Below are 17,939 nucleotides of genomic sequence, written 5' to 3'. Positions count from 1 at the left end.
GCGCTTTTTTTTGCGGGGAGTAAAACCTCCACTGATTAAAGTTTCACTTTATACACCAAGTAATTCTTTTAGTTCGTCTGTTGATAGTTCAGTCATCCAGCTATCGCTTGTGATGACCGCATTGTTTAGAGATTGTTTTCTTTCTAGCATTTCATCAATTTTTTCTTCTAATGTTCCTGTTGTAATGAGTTTGTGAACATGAACAAATCGTTTTTGACCAATGCGATATGCGCGGTCTGTTGCTTGATTTTCCACAGCTGGGTTCCACCAACGATCGTAGTGAATGACATGGTTGGCAGCGGTTAAGTTTAATCCTGTTCCGCCAGCTTTTAAGGATAAGATGAAAATGTCATACGTTCCGTTTTGGAACTCCTCAATCATCTTGTCGCGATCTTTTTTCGGCACACTACCGTTTAAGAAGAGGACACGCTGGCCGAATTTTTCTTCTAGCACACGTTTTAGCATGTTCCCCATGCCGATATATTGAGTGAAGATGAGGCAACTTTCATTTTGATCTTTTATATTTTCGATGAGCTCCATTAACGTTTTTGTTTTCATAGAGCGTTCAACGACATTTTGTGGCTCTTCTTCTTTTAAATAAAGAGCTGGATGATTACAAATTTGTTTTAGCTTGTTCAGCATAAGTAATATAAAGCCGCGTCTTTCAATTCCACTTAATCCTTCGACATTTTGCAGTGTATCTTGAACAAGTTGTTCATATAAGGAAGCTTGTTCACCAGTAAGAGGACAGTAAGCTTTTTGTTCTTGTTTATCTGGTAAATTTAATGCGACTGTTTGATCTTTCTTCGTTCGGCGCAGTAAAAATGGTGAGATAAACCGTTGAACTTGCTGGATTTTTCCTTCATCACGATCTTTTTCAATCGGTGTGACGAAGCGACGTTGGAATTGCCCTAAGCTTCCGAGATATCCATGATTAATAAAGTCGAAAATGGACCAAAGTTCAGCGAGGCGATTTTCCATCGGCGTACCAGTTAAAGCGATTTTGTGATTTGCTTGTAAGTTTCGTACTGCTTTCGACTGTTTCGTATGTGGGTTCTTAATATTTTGTGCTTCATCCAAAATAACAGCATCCCAGCATAATGAAGTTAGTTCTTCCTCATCGAGTTGAGCCAATGCATAAGATGTTAATACAACATCTGCTGATTGAAGGAAATCTTCAAATGAATTGCCTTTATCTCTATTACTTCCGTAATGTAATTGAACACGTAAATTCGGTGCGAAACGCTCAAATTCTTTTTGCCAATTTCCAAGAACAGATGTCGGCGCAACGATTAATGCAGGGCCTGTTTTGAGATTGTTTTCTTTTATATATAGTAAGTAAGAGATTGTTTGAATACTTTTCCCGAGTCCCATATCGTCAGCTAGCAATGCTCCAAATCCAAGCTTTCGTAAATATAATAACCATTCAATGCCGTGTTGTTGATACGGACGAAGTGTTGCGTTTAGTGAAGTAGGGACATCTACTTTTGGAATATCTCCAATATGAAGCAGCTTTTGGAATAGTTCCTCATAATATCCATCTAGTTCGATTTCAATATCAGTAAACGGACTATCATCTTCTACAATTTCTGTTTCAGCCGTATTTGATAAATGTTGTTGCAGGACATCTTTCATCTCTAGTCCGTATTTATCGGCACGGTTCATGAGTTTCCTTACTTCTTCGATAAAGGCTGGATCTAGTCGCATCCATTGACCGTTTATATTAAATAGACGTTTGTTTTGTTCAACGAGTTCAAAAAACTCGCTTTCTGATAAATCAATGCCGTTCGTCGAAATGCGCCAGTCAAAATTAACGAGCGTATTCATACCGAAGAACGATTGTGTTTGTACTGTATTTTGCTTCAGCTGGACACGTAATTTCGGTTTTGTTGCTTTTAAATTTTGCCACCATGATGGTAGTAAAATTGTAATGCCGGCTGCAAGTAATTCATTGCTTGCTTCTGTTAAGAAGTTCCAAGCTTCTGTTTCAAAGAGCTCATTTCGGAACGTATCTCCTTCTTTTAACCACGGTATGAGCTTACTAAAACCTTCTTGTGTTTCTGTAATACGTTCTTCGTAATCGTGCCATCTTTTCGGTAAGGAATCGATGTTTTCGTATACATATATGCGATGCGCCCCGCGCTTTGGTGTCACGATTGTTTCAAGCTTCCACATTTCAAATTCTTCTTGTGGTTCTTGCAGTCTTAGTCCGATTGTAAACGGAAGATCATCTTCAATATAACCAATTTTTCGAAGCCAATCTTCTTCATGTAGTGCTGTTTCCAATTGTCTTTTCGTAAAGTCGTAATGTTCATATAGTCTTTTAGCATCTTCCCAGCCGTCATTTGAGCGATTATCTTGTAATATGCTTTCATTAACTGCTGCTGAGAAAAGAGATGCTAATGTGTCATCTTCAATTGGCGTATTTTGAACTTTCCAAGATGGTTGCTTGGGCCAGTGCTCCATATCTGGTACGAAGCTACCACTCGTAAAGGCATCCCATAATTCATTTGCATCTTTTGTAAGTGCTGTAATAGGGCCGTTCAGTTGAATATGTGCAAAGGAATTCATCGGTTTGTTTGCAATGTATTCAAAGGCTTGTGCATTTGTTAGTAGCACACCTTGTTTTCCTTCGAAGGTTGCTTCTTTTAGAAACGTACCGTAGAAAGAAGTGGAGTGCCATGTGAATGCATTTCGTTTCCAACTTGTTACGGATAATGGAGTACCGCTGTCATCTTCTCCCCAAAGGAACCAACCTTGACTAACATGCTGGAGCCTAATTGTTACTTCAGTTTGATTGATCATCGATTAATTTTCCTTTCCGTAATTCCTCTTGTAGTGCACGCAGACGTGAATGGAGATTGGCGATGTGAATAATGAAAGCATCCCATTCATCGGTGCGTTTTAATCGTTTATATAATGTACGTAATTTCTTTAAGTAACGAACTGCGCGTCTATATGATTTACGATTTCGTTCTTCAATTGCCTCTACAGCAGCAAGATGATAAAGAGGAAGTGCTGCTTCTGGTGCTTCTTTCTCAATATCTTTCAGTGGTTCTTTTAACAGTTCAATTGCTTCAAACCCATATAAGAGATGAAGCTCTGCCCATGTGTGATACTGTTTTTTCGCGAGTACGTACTGTTCATAGTTTGTGAAACTATACGGTAATAGTTCTTGTAAAATCATTTCAAAACCAGCTTGTTCATTTGTATGTGTTGCATATGTTTCATACATGATTACAAATAGCCGAACGATATCTTTTATGAAAATCGTATTTTCGTGATCTTGGATCGTTTTCTTTACTTGTTTATACGTAAAGGAAAGCCAGTTTTTTGCACGATCCCACTGCATGGCACTTAATAGTTCTTCTAACCAATAGAAGTATAGACTCACAACAGAAGCAGGCTGTTTTTTTAGTAAGTCCATCGCTAGTAGATCATCTTCATTTAAAAAGAGAAGGTGGGAAGACGCTAATGCTTTAGATAGTGGATTGATTTTCGTATCGATTCGTTTTTCTTCCTCTTGTATTTTCTCTTTATTGTTTAAAAGTTCACTCCATATGTGGCGATAAATGAAAAATCGCTCTTGTGTATAAGCGTCGGTAGAGAAGAATACTTCATGAACAAGACGAGCTGTTTCTTGCAAAATTATTTCAGACTCTGAAGGAATCGCTTCTGATTGTAAGTCCCGAACGATGGATTCCACTTTGTCTACAAATAGGCGAACGACATTAACAGGTTGGTGATAAGAATACGTTTTGTTTGCTTCGAATGCCTGGATTTCTTCTAATAATTTTTGAAAGCAGTAAAGTGCTGCATGTAACCTGAATAATTCATGTATGGCGATGACGCGCGGAGCTTTCCGCTCAAGCTTCGTATAGAAATCTGTAAAGATACTCATAAGAAAATACATTTGTTTATAAGTAAGGCGAGCTTGTTCTTTTTTAAATGATTCATATTCTTTTTCAAAATATGATTCCCAACTTTTATAATCCGTTTCTTCAAAAGCTGATGATTGCAATACTTGTCTTGCAGTTCGAATAGGAGGAAGGGAAGGTTTCGTATTATTTTTAAATAAAGTTAATACATCTCCTACTTGCCCGAAACTAGACGCTGCAGATAGTAATACAGCGAGCATATGCTCACATTGTGTTGGTGCGAAGCAATCACAATAACTTTCAGCGACATTACGAATCGGAATATGAACGCTATATACGTTGCCTTCCGCATCTACAGTTCCTGATAGTGTATAACCATCAAAGTCAACGTTGTAGACAACACCACTACGATATAGGTGCCGAGCTGTAGCGACATGTTCCTGATCAGCTGTTTGCTGCGGATCTAGTCCTTGAACGAACTCATTCGCAATCATCATAATTTCATCTTTCGTAATTGAGTGTTGCAGCATAATATTCCTCCGTACACATATTTCTTTCCTTTACCATTATAAACAAAAAATGCTCAAAACAGAAAAAATGAAATTTGGATTACATAACTTGAAAATCATGGTAATATACAAAATGTTAATTTCATATATGAATATATACGTATGAAAAGAGGGGTGATTTGTCAGATTTACAGACGAAGTTGGGTAGTAGAATGAATAAGTTACAAGAAGGAATAGAACAAGGGAAAATGAAGTTGCACAAGAAATTGCTCAATTGAAAAAGGGGATGCAAGTGCAAATGCAGAAAAAAGCAGAGGTTCTATTAGAGGTTGGGCAGCAAGTGTATGTTCAATTAAGAGGAAGTAGAGTAAATGAAGCGAGCTTAAAAGAAATGATTGCTCCAGTTCAAGAATTTGATGTAGCTATTCATCAAGCAAGAAAGCGCATTGTTGAATTGCAAAAACAACAAGGTGAAAAAGCTACATGTGAATGTGGTGGACCTTTATCAATAAATGATAAGTTTTGTGGTTCGTGTGGAAAACCTAACCCGATGTTAGCAGTAGAAAATGAAGGTGAAACGGTAAATTGTATTTCATGTAATGAGCATATTGATAAAAACTCTACTTACTGTCCAGTTTGTGGAATTAAGCAAAGTGGGGAGTGAATTAAATGTATTGTCGCACATGTGGAAAACAACATGGTGAAGAAGTAAATTATTGCCCAAATGAAGGTAGTATGGAGATTGCAGGAGTATAGATGCAGTAACATTAGAAAAAGATACTGCAAAATACTGCAAAGGTTGTGGCAGTGAAAATGCTCAAAAAAATTTATATCGTCAAAAGTGTGGGTACTCTTTATCTGTTGTGAAGAAAAAAGAACAATCTGTAAAATTGCCTACAATGGATGGTGCTCCTAAAGTTGAATTTAAAGCAGATAAAGCCGTTTTACAAAAAGGTTTTATTGGTGGGGCTGTTGCAAGTATTCTCATTTTAATTGCTGGTTGGATTGGTAGTTTATTATTTGCTTCTATGTTAAGTGAGATGTTTAGCAAATTTGCGAAAGAATTAGAAATGTTGCCAAGTTTTTATTCGAGTGCAACTTCTACGATGTTAAGTTACCATTTACTTGGTTTTACAGCTAACGATGATAGTGGGTTGATATTTTCTTTATCTTAGCATACTCCATTTACATTATTATTAATCATTCCATTTATTATTTTCGCTGGTACAGGAATTTGGTTAGGGAAACAGCAACAGTTGGTATTATTTATGGCGTCTTTTTATTCATTATAAGTTTTATAGCATCACAATCTTTTGCAATTCCATTCTCAGAAGCAGGTAAGATTACGGTTGGCTATTCAGCGATTAAGAGTTTATTGAGTGGTTTTGTATGTGGGACATTATTTACCTTATTAGGATTTATTGCTCATACAAGCAAAAACAATATGGCAGCAGCATTTCAAGAGTTAATGCCATATGGAGCGTCTGTTTATTACGGTGTTTCGGCTATGATAAAAGGACTTTTAGTAACAGCAGTAGCGGTTTGTATTATGGCGTTAGTAAGTAAGGAAGACGGTATTGAACCATTAAAAGAAATAACAACTTTAAAATCTGAAAGTACATTATTAGCATTAGAGTTAACACCTCAATTATGGAGTATGGCTCATTTTGCGCCGTTAGAAGTATCAAGTCCAGCACTTAGTAAGGAATTTACTAGAATTGGTAAGAAATCAAATGCATATGAGAGCACACTATCGTTTTCATTTATATCAGGCGTCTCTGTAAATGGCGTAGAGCTTAGAGAGATATTGATTTCAAAAGGAGCAAATGAGGGAAGCCTTGCAGAATTTGATAAAGTGAATAACGTATTCCATTACGGTTTATTACTGCTTATTATTCCATTGTTCTTTATGTTTAGAGCGGGAAGAAAGTTAGCTAAATTACCGACTGCCAATATATATATTACATTAGCGGTATGCAGTGGTTCTTACACAATTATGATGATTGTAATGAATATGATTTCTAAGTTCCAAATTAATGTTTCAGGAACTGTAACAAGTTTATTTGGAACAAGCGGAACAGTACTATCTATGCAAAATTCATTTACATATTTAATTTTGTTTAGTTTTATTGTGACATATGTAGCGGCATTTGCTGGAATGAAATTAGCTAAAAAATAGGAGGAGAGCACGTTGAAGTTTTGTGGAACATGTAAAAAGAATGTTGCAGACCATTTGAACTTTTGTCCTGAGTGTGGGAGTAAAGTAGAAGTAATCGTTGATAACACTGCTGCTTCATATACAGAATTACAAAGCGAGACAAAACCAGTGAAAAGTAAGAAAAATTTATTTTTAATCATTGGTTTTGCCATTATTGCTGCATTATTATTTGGGGCATATAAATTTGGAGCATATAAGTTTTCAAAAGAAAAGCAAGTAAATGTAATGATTGAAGCATTCCAAAAGAAAGATATTAATGCAATTGATGAGTTTGTAAAAGCAAATGATTCAAGCTTAAAGATTAAGACAGAGGATCTTAAAGCGTACATGCGTTATTTAAAAGAGAATCCTTCTTACAACAAACAATTACTGTCTTATTTACAGAAAGAGACAGTAGATCAAAAGTTAACAAAAGATAAATCTTCATTTAAGGACGGGGAAATAGTAGAAGAGGGAAAAGAGTGGTTCTTATATCCAAAGTATAAGTTCAGCATGAAATCTTATTATATGAGCGTTAGTACAACTGCAAAAAATGCAGAAATATATGTGAATGACAAAAAAGAAGCAGAGTTTTCTAGTGATAAAACTTCGAAAGAGTTGGGGCCATACTTCCCAGGTACATATGTTGTAAAGGCAACGGCGAAGACAGAACTTACTGAATTAGAAACAGAGAAAGAAGTAGATTTAGCGGATGAACAGAGCGAGAAGGTGAAAGTGGATTTATCGCTTGAAGGCAAGTATGTAAGCATTTCTTCTGATGAAAGTGATGCAACTGTATTTGTGAATGGGAAAAAACGTGGAAAATTAAATTATGGAAGTTATAAGCTTGGCCCTGTATCCACAGATGAAACAGTAGAAGTACATTTAGAGAAAACTACTGATCTTGGTGTGATGAAATCTGAAAGTGTTAAAATTGGAGACCAAAGCACATATTACTTAAAATTCCCGAAAGAAACATCAAGTTCAGCAGTGGGCGAATTTGTAAGAAATCATATTTATGATAACGTACGTGCAATTTCATTAAATGATTTTAGTTTAATTGAAAATAATTATGATAAGAGCGGAAAATCGTATAAGGAAGACCGTGATTATATACAGTATTTACACAAAAAAGGAATTACAGAAGACTTATTAACAATGGAAGTTCGTAATGTAGAGCGTCAAAGTGCTACGAAATATAAAGTAACGACATATGAAGAGTACCATATTCGTTACGGTGATGGATCTGTGAAGTTCAAAAGTTTTAATAACGAACATATTGTAACTGTGAATGGAAATGGAAAGATGTTGTATCATTCTCTTGGTGCAAATAATACGTTGAAATCAGAAGATGTATCTGGTCCAACTCGTTAATATGTGAGAAGCTGTTCAATATTTGAACAGCTTCTTTTTTGTAGCTAAATCGATATTTCGTGTCGAACCGTTGATATATCGTAAGTTATGATAGATATAATCGAAAAATCGTTGATATATTGCGATTTATGATAGATATAATTGAAAAATCGTTGATATATTTTTTTACAATTATGAGTGTGTTTCCTTTAATATTTCTTGTACATATGGATCATGTAATATTTGCTCTATAATTGGTAACATGTTTTGTTCAAATGGAATGTCGATAGGAAATGGCTTTTGAGAGCCTGGTTTTATTCCATATTGCACAATTTTGTAATGTGTATTGTTTTCAGACTTGAGCACAATTAACTTATAGCGGTTATCATCGCCAGCGAGTGAAAAATCAATAGAAGTAGCGTTATATGTCACTTCATCTTTATATATGTACGGTTTTGGCGTACCAATCCAGTCTACTTTTGCTTGTACATTCATGGGCATAGCCTCCTTATATGTATTATAAATAAATACAAGCCAGCTCTCAATAAAGAGAACCGGCTTGTAATTTAGCAGTTATTGGTTATTTTAAAATTTTCACTTTAACAGTTTTGCGTCCCCATTTTTGAGCAGCGCTATCTGATCCAAGTAAGATATCGATACGGTTACCTTTAATTGCACCACCAGTATCTCCAGCGATAGCTTCTCCGTAACCTTCTACCCATACTTTAGATCCTAATGGGATTACTTTCGGGTCAACAGCGATCATTTTCATGTTTGGATTCGCAGTTAAATCATGACCCATTGCAGTTAATACACGGCCGCCATATGTGCCACCGTTTTCGCTCGGGTGAGCTGTATATGCTGTAGCTACAACTGTTAACTCACGACCACCAGATGGTTCGCTAGTTTCAGCAGCTTTCACAGCAGGCTTAGCAGCTGGTTTTGCTTGTGCTACAGGTGTTTGAGCCTTAGCTGGTGCTTCAGCTTTAGCGGGAGCCGTTGTTTCTTGTTTCTCAATTACAGGTGCTGTACCTGTTAAGAAAGGAACATGAACATAAGCTGTTTTCCCGTTATATTCAAATTGTAACCACTCATTTTGTACTTGGTTCGTTGTTTCGATTACATCGTCTTTCTTCAACTTTCCAAGAACCTCTGAGTTTGTGTTCGCTTCAGCACGTACGTTTAATACGTTAGCTGTTACGTAGTAGATGCTTTTTGTGAACTCTGCACTTACGAATGCGTCTTTACCGTCTAAAGTAACTTTTGACCATCCGTTCTCTGTATTTTGTACATCTATTTTATTACCGTTTAGTAATTTACCGACAACTTTTGATTCCGTAGTAGGGTTTTCGCGTACGTTTAGTACATCTGTTGTTACAACAGTTTCTGCATTAGCAGATGATGTGAAAATCCCAAGACCAAAAACTGCTGCTGTTGCTATACCAATTAATTTTTTCATGATAGCCTCCATTGCGTTTGTTTTCGTGTCCTCATTATAGCAACAGATTTTTTCGGATTTGGGGAAAACACACAATTACAAACCATTCGTAATAAGTCGTTAACATCCTGTAATATAACAAAAAATATAGGAAAGCGTTTTTCATTCTATATTACTCATAGGTTTCTAGTTATATTCAAAATATTTAATACAACATGTTTTTTTCGACGTAAATAAAAATATTACAGGAATGTTACATGATGTTTACTAAACGATTACATTCCTTGAGTATTTTACCGTTTTATGGGTAATATAGTTATATAAACATAAACATTTTGTTTGTGAAGCTATAAACACGTGCTATATACTAGCAAAAAAACCGCATAATTGTTACAAAACGAAAGGGTTGCAAGGAAGAACTTTGCCCTTTTTTACATATGTAACACATCCTTTTTTAGGAAAATACATTCCTATCCGCGTTTTTCTCACACAATTTGACAGCAGTATTTCTAACTTGTAGCTCTTGCAGAGTGAAAAGGTTATACGAAAGGTAAGGCTGTCCATAAGAATTCGAATTGGTGAAGGTGAAAGTAAGAAAATCACCGCAAAATTATAGTTTTCTATCCGATTTTACATATCGGAATTTATGTTATTTACAAAAGCGAAACCTACGAAGGGGGATTTGATGAGGAAACTGACAAAAACATTCATCGTTTCATTAACATTATGTATTGCATTTACAATTTGGGGGATTATTCCCGAATCTATTATTGGAAAAGGTAGCTTAGGAAATGTAACAACCGCAATTCAAACTGCATTAGTTAGTAAGTTCGGGTGGTTTTATATTATTTCCGTGTCTATTATTTTAGGTGTGTCTATCTTTTTAATTGTTTCGAAATATGGTTCTATTCGTTTAGGTAAAGATGATGATGAACCTGATTATAGTTATATGACATGGTTTGCTATGTTATTTAGTGCTGGTATGGGTATTGGCTTAGTTTTCTGGGGCGTTGCCGAACCATTAAACCATTTATACGCACCTCCGTTTGGAGATAGTGCAACTGAGGAAAGTGCGCGCCTTGCACTGCGTTTTTCGTTTTTCCATTGGGGATTACATCCTTGGGGACTATATGCGTTTGTAGCGTTATGTATTGCTTACTTTACTTTTAGAAAAGGAAAAGCAAGTACGATTAGTGCGACAGTAGGTCCGTTATTTAAGGGCGGGGAACACGGGCGTATTGCTCATTCATTTGATGTGTTAGCTGTTTTCGCAACTGTATTTGGTGTTGCAACGTCATTAGGTCTTGGTGCGAAACAAATTGCAGGTGGTGTTAGTTATTTAACATCTATCCCGAACTCATTAACGACTCAGTTAGTTATTATTGCAATCGTAACAGTATTATTTATGTTATCTGCGCAAACAGGTCTTGATAAAGGAATTAAATATTTAAGTAATACGAATATTATTTTTGCATTTGCACTTATGATCATTGTATTATTTGCAGGTCCAACAAACTTTATTATGAATTACTTCACTTCAACAATCGGTTCTTATATTCAGGAATTGCCAAGTATGAGTTTCCGTTTAAGTCCATTAGACGAAGGTGGGAATCAATGGATTCAGTCATGGACAATTTTCTATTGGGCATGGTGGATTGCGTGGTCACCGTTCGTAGGTACGTTTATTGCTCGTGTTTCACGAGGTCGTACAATTCGTGAGTTTGTTATCGGTGTGTTACTTGTGCCGACCGTAATTGGTGCACTTTGGTTCTCTGTGTTCGGCGGTACTGGTATTCATATGGAGCTGTTTGGTGATGCACATATCTTCGACAAAGTGAAAGAAATGGGAACAGAAGTAGGATTATTCGCTATGTTCGATCAGATGGGCAGCTTTGGATCAGCTTTATCAGTTTTAGGTATTTTACTTATTGCAACATTCTTTATTACATCTGCAGACTCTGCAACATTCGTTTTAGGGATGTTAACGACACATGGTAGTTTAAACCCACCAAATCGTATTAAAATGATTTGGGGTATCGTTCTAGCCGCGATAGCTTCTACGCTATTATATATTGGCGGATTAGAAGCCTTACAAACGGCAGCTATCATTGCAGCATTCCCGTTCGTCTTTGTTATTTTCTTTATGATGGCAGCATTATTTAAAGAGTTACAAAAAGAAGGACGTATGAAGCGTCATTAATAATAGAAGGAAAAGAGCTGATTTCATATCAGCTCTTTTTTATTTCTCTATTTGCCTGTAAAAGTACGATTGGTGATGGTTAATGAAAGTTTCACTTTATATAGAAGGAATTTGAAATGCGGGTAGGGGAAATAAAATACTTTACCATATAAGTAGTATGCCTTTTATATGAAGAAAAAACGATAAGTTTCGACAATATTCGATACCTTACGAATTCTATTCGTATTTTTGTCAAAAATATGTCGGAAATGTGTTGTCACGTTTCTATATATGTGCTATATTATTTCCTGTAAGCGATTTCAAATAGTTTTAAAGCGCATTCAAGGGGGACATCTAGAATAATGAAACGTTACGAAAGAAAGTGGAAGCATATTTGTTTGAAACGTGTGGCACATCGTAGTGTCCAAGAAAGCACGGAACCTAAGACTGAAACGCGCAAAGAACAGCAAGAGAAGCAATTGGTTCTACAAAAATAGCAATCACTTTTTCGTATATAAATGAAGGTCGATCGTTCGTTGGGGGATGGACGTGAAATTACTTTCAGCTAAGGGGTATTGTCTGATATATAATTTATACGGCAATAAATAAGCACAGAGCATACGGCGCTCTGTGCTTATTGTTATTATTTATCTTTTTTGAATCGAACTGTTTTATCCCAGCCAATGACTTGTTTCTTACTCTTTGCACGTAAGTATAGGATTAAGCTACGAATAAATAAGTACGTAAAGAGCTGTGCGTACGTAAAGTACATAATAACGCTAATAAAAATATTAGTCGGTGTAAAGGTTCGTTCGACACTCTGGGCACTAAATAATTGAGAAACATATGTAATATATGCGACATACCACATAAATAGTAGCGGGATGCTATATTGAATTTGGAATATCCCGAGTAGCCCAATTACAAACCAAACGTTTGAAATGATTAGGAATAGCCAAAATACAACATACACTAGAACTTGTTGTAAGGAATGAACAAGCAGCTTTCCTTTAAAGAAACTTAATGACGAGAACATTTTTTCTAAAATGTATAAATTCCCTTGGAGCCAACGTGTACGTTGTTTAATAAGAATTTTTAAATGCTCTGGTTCTTGTTCCCAAGTAACTGATTCTGGGACGATTGGTAAGAGATAACCTTTTTGTGTAATTCTTAATGTTAATTCAGCATCTTCTGCAATTGCATAAGGGTCATAGCCACCAAGCTCTTCTAGTGCGGAGCGACGAAGAAGCATATTTGTTCCTGTCAGTGAGCCTGTTTGGAATAGTAACCAGCGTCCAGATTGCATAAGGAGCTGGAAGATTTGAAATTCCAGTGAAATCATTCGCGTCAGCCAGTTTCGCTTTTCGTTTACTGTACGAACATGTCCAACAGCTCCAACAGCATCTTCAGTTGTTTCAGCGTGCTCTACAAGCATTCGCAGTGCGTGTGGTTCAGGTTGGTTATCTGCATCGTACACACAGAAGTATTCACCATCTGAAATACTAAGCCCATAGTTTAGTACACGTGATTTACCCTTCGGTTCACCGGGGGGAACACGAATATGACGAATATGAGCATAAGCTTTGTCGAAATCATCGCCGATTTCAGGTGTTTCATCTTGAGAGTTATCATTTAATAAATAAATAGTTAGCTTTCCAGGATATTCAATCTTCGCCATCGCCTCTAAAGTATCTTTAATAACGACGCCTTCATTATGGGCAGGTATGAAAATATCGACGCTCGGATAATGTTCTAGCGTACGATCTTTTCGTTTGCTATTTCGATGAATTAAGCCCGCAATTGTTAAGAAAGAGTAGTAAACGAGTAAACCAGAGAATAGAAAGGCCGTAAAAATAAGTACATATTTAATTGAAAATGTGATACTAATCCAAAAAACGAGTACGCAAAACAGAAGGAATAAAAGAAGTATAACGAGAGTCATCATAACAGTGTCTGTCCTTTGTTTCCAATGTGCTCGCGTGAAATTTTTATATCTCGGATTGCTTCAGCAGCAAGCCATTGCTCCATTTTTGGCTTTAGGCGGTTCATTACAATGTCAGCACCAGCTTCATTTGTGTTTTGTAATAAAATAACTAGCGTATTATTATTATATTCAGCAGCAAGGTCAAAATCATTCCTTACCGTTTCAACTAATAAGGAAGCTACACGGTCCATAACACTTTCCTTCGTATATTTACTAAAGGGAGTGAAATCAAAGTAAATGATAACGCCTGTTTCATTACGACGATTCATTGCAGTTGTTAATAATGCTTGGCGTCTCTCGAATTCTTGTCTTGTTAGTAATTTTGATTCTCCAATATATTGTTCTAACGTTCTCACACGCTCAGTTAAAGTTTTATTTTCATGAATCACTTTTTTCAATAGGTGAGTTGTTATATATACAATGAAGAAGTTAGCTGCCATCAGGAAGTGGATAATCATATATTGCCATTGATCTGATGTACTCCATAAATGAAGCCATGCTTGATAGAACAAATAAAATACGGAAATAATGGTTCCTAGTATGAAGAAAACAAATGCTGTTTTGTCAGCTAAAAATAAGAATAGCACATTTACGATTACGTATATTATTGTAAAAATAAGAGCATGCTCATATTTCGTCACATGTACAGTAGTAAAATAAAATACAATTTGTAAAATCCACATAGAGAGGATTTTATAGAACTTATCTTTCACAAAACTTTCCTCCTTAAAGCTATTTCATCAATAGATACTTGTAGTATGCGCAATTATTAAGAAATTGACCATGTCGTTACATTCTTTTGAAGGGCAACAACAAGTAGTATTTCTATTTTCATTAGAAAAATAAAAAGACTTAAACATTATTGTATCATAATGTTCTTATATTTGGCATAAAGTGATTAATAGATGCATAAAAGACATTTGGATTGCATGAAAAAAGTCTCCTCTTGTAGAAAGAGAAGACTCTATATAAGTTTATAGGAACATCATACCTGCAACTGCTGCATTTAAGAAGTTCGCTAATGTACCAGCGATAACTGCTTTAATCCCTAATTGTGCAATTTGTTTACGGCGAGTAGGAGCTAACGTTCCTGTTACACCTAATTGAATTGCGATAGAAGAGAAGTTTGCGAATCCACAGATTGCAAATGTTAAAATTAGATTTGTTTTGTCAGAGAACTCTGCCATGTGTGGTCCTAAGTTTGCGTATGCAACGAATTCGTTGATTGCAAGTTTTTGACCGATAAAGCTTGCTGCTTGTACAGCTTCACCAGGAGAAACCCCGATTAAGATTGCAAATGGTGATAATAAGTAACCGAAGATTAAATCAAGGCTAAGTTTAATATCGAACCAAGAACCAACCCATCCTAATAATCCATTTAATAAAGCGATTAATGCGATGAAAGCCATTAACATTGCTGCTACGTTAATAACAAGTTGCATACCTTCAGATGCACCGCGTGCAGCTGCATCGATAACGTTTGCGTCTTCACGTTCTGTAGAAAGTTCAACGTTATTATCTACTTTTTCTGTCTCTGGCATAATGAGTTTCGCAATTAATAAGCTTGATGGAGCTGCCATTATTGCAGCTGCTAATAAGTGCTCTAACGGAATACCCATTGCTGCATAGCCGACAAGAACTGATCCAGCAACAGCTGTCATACCGCTTACCATAATAGTGAAGAATTCACTATTTGTTAAGCGTGCTAAGTAAGGTTTAATTAAGATTGGAGCTTCAGTTTGTCCTAAAAATACAGTCGTTACTGAGTTTAAGCTTTCTGCTTTAGAAGTTCCAAGAAGTTTACTTAATGCACCACCAACGACGCTAACAAATTTCTGCATAATACCAAAATGATATAAGATTGCTACTAATGAACTAATAAATACGATTGGAAGTAGTGCTTGAATAAAGAATACAAATCCCCAAGGTCCTTTTGCGTTGACTAAATCCCCAGCAACGAACTTAATTCCCTCGTAAGAAAAATTAATTAATCCTTGAACACCGTCAGCAGCGTGTTTTAAACCTGCTTTACCAGCATCCCATCGTAATACGATAAATGAAAATGACATTTGTAATGCTAGCGCGATTAAAATTGTGCGCCAATTAATAGCTTTGCGGTTGGAAGATAGTAAGAATGCAATTGCTAATACTCCAATCACGCCGCCAATTCCCCATAAAAGATTCATGCAGTGTATGCTCCTTCCTCATAGTAAAAACAGTGTATAAACCAGTTGTCTATACGTTTACGAATATAACATCTTAAGTAACTTATCATAATGGACATCGGAGGTCAAACGTCTAATGAAAAGTTTAAATAAAAAGAAAATTCTTCAAAAAAACACATATGAAATAAATAGACATGAAATAGGTTATGTTTTTTATGGGAATATATACATTATGATAACGTTATGCATTGTTTTTGCAGAATAAAGTGTATGAAATGGAAGAATGGATACATTATTTTTGTAGAGAGAAGGTAGGAGAAAGGGAGTAATATGTTGAACTCATAGCAAAAAAGCCTTCTAGTAAACTAGAAGGCTTTGAAACTATTAATTAAGGTGCTTTCGTGTATCCTAAGAAGTGGCTCTTCCAATAAGAGTTACTTAATGAAGCGATTGCTACACCTTTATCTCCAGCTTGGATAAATGATCCGCCCCCAAGGTAGATACCCATGTGAGAAGGACCAGATTTATAAGTGTTTTGGAAATAAATTAAGTCACCAGGTTGTGGACTTGAAGTTTTTGGTAGGCTACTCCAATATCCTGCAACACTTTGGCGGCTAATGTTATGACCAAATTTCTTAAATACGTGGTAGATGTAACCACTGCAGTCAACACCGTTAGCAGAAGTTCCGCCCCAAACGTATGGTACACCTTGCATTGATTTTGCGTATGCAAGTACGGAAGAACTGTCGCCGCTATTATTACCTGTATTATTATTGTTGTTGTTATTGTTTTGATTGTTATTTTGGTTATTGTTAGGCTTATTATCTACTGCGCCTCCAACTGGTGTTTTAGATAGGTAACGTGTTCCGATATAACCAGTTTGACCGTTGTAGTTAATTTTGCTCCATCCAGAGTTTTCAGAGATTACTTGAACCTTCTGACCTTGTGGAAGTGCGCCTATGATTCTATAATTTGTACCTTCGCCGCTACGTACATTTAGTGCAGAAGCATTAATGTAGTAGTCACCAATTGCACCTTGGTTAGGTTTTTCAGGTTGTTTTGGTTGCTCAGGAGTAGTAGTGCCACCTTTAACGAATTTTACAAATTCGCTGCTAACAAAGCCTGTTTTTCCTTGGTAATTTACTTTAAACCAACCGTTTTCAGATCCAACTACGTTTAATGTTGTACCGTTTAAAACGCCACCAATTACACTATGATAAGCAGCAGGGCCTGTACGAACACGTAAAGATGTAGCGTTAACTACATAAGAACCGCCAGTTTGAATAGTTCCATTATTGTTTTGCTCTTGTTTGTTGCCTTCTGTAACGTTTTCGTTAGAACCGCCTTTTGTTACGTAGTCTTTGCTTATATAAGCAGTTTGTCCTGCGTAATTGATTTTGAACCAATCTTGAACTTCGCCAACAACTTGTACTACTTGTCCTTTTTTGACAGAACCTACAGTTGTGTGAGAAGTGCTAGGACCTGTACGAACGCGAAGGGAAGATACATTTACTGTATAGTTTCCGCTTGCTGGTTTTACTTCTTGGTTGTTATTATTCGTATTGTTGTTTGAAGAACCTGCATTAGAAGAAACGCCAGATACGAATTCGCCACTTACATAACCTACTTGTCCATTATGGTTAATTTTCACCCAACCATTTTCTTGTCCAATTACGTTTAATGTTTGTCCTTCATATACACGTCCAGAAACAGAACTAGAAGTGTTAGGAGCTGTACGTACACGTAATACATCAGCGGTAACTTTATTATTTCCACCTGTGCTTACATTGTTGTTTGCTGCTCCACTTTTTGATACAAATTCGCCACTAACAAAGCCTGTTCTTCCGTTAATGTTAATTTTGAACCAACCATTTTCTTCGCCAATCACGTTTAGTGATTGACCGTTATAAACGCGTGAGATGATGTCGTGAGAAGTGCTTGATCCCGCACGAACATGTAAGACGCTCGCGTTTACCGTATAAGATGAGTTGTTTGACGCAGAAGCTTGGACAGTTGTAGCAGCCTTTTGTGTATTTTGTTCAGGTGCAGCTTGAACACTATCAAGTGTAGGTGCTGCTCCTCCTGCTACAGACACTGCCGCAAGACCGGCAAGATACTTTTTCATAATTTGTCGATTCCTTTCTGTCTGTAATGTAGTGAAGAAATATTTACCAACTGTTAAAAATTCTAAAGAGCATGTCGATTACTGTCAAGGCTTATGTGGGAATCTGAATAT

The 17,939-nt window shown here is 36.3% G+C and carries 10 protein-coding genes and 2 pseudogenes; 4 read left to right on the top strand and 8 right to left on the bottom strand.

Going from position 1 to position 17,939, the window contains the following annotated elements:
- Positions 1-48: 48 nt before the first annotated feature.
- Positions 49-2,805: a DEAD/DEAH box helicase gene (locus DN399_RS25830; RefSeq protein ID WP_000610119.1), complete on the bottom strand. Its 2,757-nt coding sequence runs from the start codon at positions 2,803-2,805 to the stop codon at positions 49-51.
- Positions 2,789-4,408 carry an SWIM zinc finger family protein gene (locus DN399_RS25825; protein ID WP_088361731.1) on the bottom strand — a complete coding sequence of 540 codons (1,620 nt, stop codon included), beginning with the start codon at positions 4,406-4,408 and terminating at the stop codon, positions 2,789-2,791. The genes DN399_RS25830 and DN399_RS25825 overlap by 17 nt, the downstream gene beginning before the upstream one ends.
- Before the next feature lie 158 nt (positions 4,409-4,566).
- Here DN399_RS25825 and DN399_RS25820 point away from each other — a divergent pair.
- From DN399_RS25820 to DN399_RS25810, 3 genes and pseudogenes are all read left to right on the top strand, one after another.
- A pseudogene (locus DN399_RS25820) lies at positions 4,567-5,051 on the top strand (zinc ribbon domain-containing protein).
- A gap of 5 nt (positions 5,052-5,056) precedes the next feature.
- Positions 5,057-6,566: pseudogene (locus tag DN399_RS25815) on the top strand (zinc ribbon domain-containing protein).
- A gap of 12 nt (positions 6,567-6,578) precedes the next feature.
- Positions 6,579-7,958 (top strand): zinc ribbon domain-containing protein, encoded by a 1,380-nt coding sequence (locus DN399_RS25810; protein ID WP_149150052.1) that lies wholly within the window; start codon positions 6,579-6,581, stop codon positions 7,956-7,958.
- A 171-nt stretch (positions 7,959-8,129) separates the two neighbouring features.
- On the opposite strand, the gene DN399_RS25800 is transcribed toward DN399_RS25810, so the two are convergent.
- Positions 8,130-8,432: a DUF3910 family protein gene (locus DN399_RS25800; RefSeq protein WP_001102540.1), complete on the bottom strand. Its 303-nt coding sequence runs from the start codon at positions 8,430-8,432 to the stop codon at positions 8,130-8,132.
- Between the two features lie 85 nt (positions 8,433-8,517).
- The gene (locus DN399_RS25795; protein ID WP_000733346.1) at positions 8,518-9,396 is read right to left on the bottom strand and encodes a cell wall-binding protein EntA; all 879 of its coding nucleotides are present in this window, start codon (positions 9,394-9,396) and stop codon (positions 8,518-8,520) included.
- A gap of 664 nt (positions 9,397-10,060) precedes the next feature.
- Here DN399_RS25795 and opuD point away from each other — a divergent pair.
- Entirely contained in the window at positions 10,061-11,575 is a 1,515-nt protein-coding gene (gene opuD, locus DN399_RS25785; protein ID WP_001229103.1) for a glycine betaine transporter OpuD, read from the top strand.
- Between the two features lie 622 nt (positions 11,576-12,197).
- On the opposite strand, the gene DN399_RS25780 is transcribed toward opuD, so the two are convergent.
- From DN399_RS25780 to DN399_RS25765, 4 genes are all read right to left on the bottom strand, one after another.
- Entirely contained in the window at positions 12,198-13,499 is a 1,302-nt protein-coding gene (locus tag DN399_RS25780) for a glycosyltransferase family 2 protein (RefSeq protein ID WP_000988751.1), read from the bottom strand.
- On the bottom strand, positions 13,496-14,251 hold the full coding sequence (locus DN399_RS25775; RefSeq protein WP_049108189.1) for a diguanylate cyclase: 756 nt from the start codon (positions 14,249-14,251) through the stop codon (positions 13,496-13,498). Before DN399_RS25775 ends, DN399_RS25780 begins: the two co-directional genes overlap by 4 nt.
- Before the next feature lie 261 nt (positions 14,252-14,512).
- Complete coding sequence (locus tag DN399_RS25770; protein ID WP_001051020.1) at positions 14,513-15,724, bottom strand: NupC/NupG family nucleoside CNT transporter; 1,212 nt, start codon at positions 15,722-15,724, stop codon at positions 14,513-14,515.
- 367 nt (positions 15,725-16,091) lie between these two features.
- The gene (locus DN399_RS25765; protein ID WP_149150051.1) at positions 16,092-17,828 is read right to left on the bottom strand and encodes a C40 family peptidase; all 1,737 of its coding nucleotides are present in this window, start codon (positions 17,826-17,828) and stop codon (positions 16,092-16,094) included.
- Between the last annotated feature and the right edge of the window lie 111 nt (positions 17,829-17,939).

It is taken from the genome of Bacillus sp. AR4-2, from assembly GCF_008274865.1.
Taxonomy (GTDB): Bacteria; Bacillota; Bacilli; order Bacillales; family Bacillaceae_G; genus Bacillus_A; species Bacillus_A cereus.
The sequence above is the reverse complement of the archived record's forward strand: the minus strand, read 5'-3'. Positions and strand labels throughout refer to the sequence as shown.

Bases quoted from the DNA above. Each gene is read 5' to 3' on its own strand.
- DN399_RS25830 (WP_000610119.1), bottom strand. From the start codon at position 2,805: ATGATCAATCAAACTGAAGTAACAATTAGGCTCCAGCATGTTAGTCAA.
- DN399_RS25825 (WP_088361731.1), bottom strand. From the start codon at position 4,408: ATGCTGCAACACTCAATTACGAAAGATGAAATTATGATGATTGCGAAT.
- DN399_RS25800 (WP_001102540.1), bottom strand. From the start codon at position 8,432: ATGAATGTACAAGCAAAAGTAGACTGGATTGGTACGCCAAAACCGTAC.
- DN399_RS25795 (WP_000733346.1), bottom strand. From the start codon at position 9,396: ATGAAAAAATTAATTGGTATAGCAACAGCAGCAGTTTTTGGTCTTGGG.
- opuD (WP_001229103.1), top strand. From the start codon at position 10,061: ATGAGGAAACTGACAAAAACATTCATCGTTTCATTAACATTATGTATT.
- DN399_RS25780 (WP_000988751.1), bottom strand. From the start codon at position 13,499: ATGATGACTCTCGTTATACTTCTTTTATTCCTTCTGTTTTGCGTACTC.
- DN399_RS25770 (WP_001051020.1), bottom strand. From the start codon at position 15,724: ATGAATCTTTTATGGGGAATTGGCGGCGTGATTGGAGTATTAGCAATT.
- DN399_RS25765 (WP_149150051.1), bottom strand. From the start codon at position 17,828: ATGAAAAAGTATCTTGCCGGTCTTGCGGCAGTGTCTGTAGCAGGAGGA.